Annotated in this window: 2 protein-coding genes; both read right to left on the bottom strand. The window is 34.9% G+C overall.

Annotated features, from left to right (window positions below; all coding sequences use genetic code 11):
• Nucleotides 1–49: 49 nt before the first annotated feature.
• Nucleotides 50–553 (bottom strand): contact-dependent growth inhibition system immunity protein, encoded by a 504-nt coding sequence (locus tag FHQ30_RS12630; RefSeq protein WP_139615151.1) that lies wholly within the window; start codon nt 551–553, stop codon nt 50–52.
• Nucleotide 554: 1 nt separating this feature from the next.
• Nucleotides 555–1,378 (bottom strand): endonuclease toxin domain-containing protein (locus FHQ30_RS13330; RefSeq protein WP_176552779.1); only part of this gene is annotated, 824 nt, incomplete at its 5' end.

Here is a 1,378-nt window from a genome sequence, read left to right as displayed (position 1 = left end):
ATAAATTGTTGTTGGGATTGACTGAAGATTAGGCGGTAGGTGTTTTTGTTCATTTTCTATAAATACTTGTGCAATATTTGAAAGCCTCTCTTATTTTCATACCCAACTCTTCATCTGAAATTTCTAATGAATATTCAAATTCAATTGCTGTTCCATCTTTTTTCTTGACGGCTGTATACCCATCTAAAGAATCTTGATGATTTGGCACAATAGAAAAAACTTCTTCCATATCAACAGATAAAGAATCCATATATTTATAAATAGCCTTTCTGCTTTTATAACCAAAGCATTCTTGTAACTGTTGTTCTATTTTTTTACCAAATAGTTGTGCTTCACCTGAATTAAATATCTTATAAAACTCATCTAATGGAATCTCTCTGCTTTTTAACAAAGCCTCTTTTGCTGATTTGCCTAACATCTTATCATCAACATCCACCGGTAAAAAAATAGGCTCTTGCTCAGGATCAAACATACCTATCAACCCTCTTAAAAAATAAGTAATTAAAATTACATCCTTATTTTTTTTTATTAATATTCTTTTTGATTTAGCCATTTTATTTCACTTTTTTAATAATAATTTCTATGTTTTTAGATCTCGCATATTGAATTGATTTTTCAATAGCTAGCATCTGTTCTTTATTGGTTTGACTAGGAATAGCCAAATATAACTCTTTATTATTTATATCTTTATTATATAGTTCAAACACTCCTTTACTATCCCCCTCAAAATTCACCATCTCATCAACATACTTATTCAGCTGTGATGTAATTCGTGTTGGGTTTTGATAGGTTTTACTTCCCACTGTATCCATTGTTTTTGCGCTAATTGCTGTTCCGTCAGGCAATAAATGATCAAAGGTTTTAAAATTTGGTTTTATCATATTCAAATCAAGCGTTCCCTCCGGTAGCTTCTCTTTTAAATACGCTTCCCAAGGCTTGCCTTGATTATTAATCCCTTTGCCCCAGTCAATACCGACAACTTTATTCGACACAATATCATTCGATAAACCCAGTTTGCCTAATTTAACCGCACTTTCAACTCCCTTTTTAACAAGATTTAAAACCCCTGTCGTCCCTCCAATCACACCAAGTTCGGTTGATAAATACACCTGCATCCGCATCACATCAGCTTCTCTTGCTTGACCATTGGCTTCTAGCCTATCAGCTTCCGCTAACTGTGATTTAATACTATCCGAAATGGTTGTAACCGGTGATTGTATCAAGGCTTTAATCGCTTTGCCCATTTCATGCAGTTGGGCTTGCGAAACCTCATCGCCCGTGATGGCTTTTGCCGTAATATTCGCCAGTTCAGCAGAATCTGTGATGCCCTCTTTTGCAATTTTAACCAACGCCTCCCTCGCCACATCTTCGGCATATT

The sequence above is a fragment of the Testudinibacter sp. 'clade 2' genome, assembly GCF_006227735.1.
Taxonomy (GTDB): Bacteria; Pseudomonadota; Gammaproteobacteria; order Enterobacterales; family Pasteurellaceae; genus Chelonobacter.
Note: the sequence above shows the minus strand (reverse complement) of the source record. Positions and strands in the feature narration are given on the sequence as shown.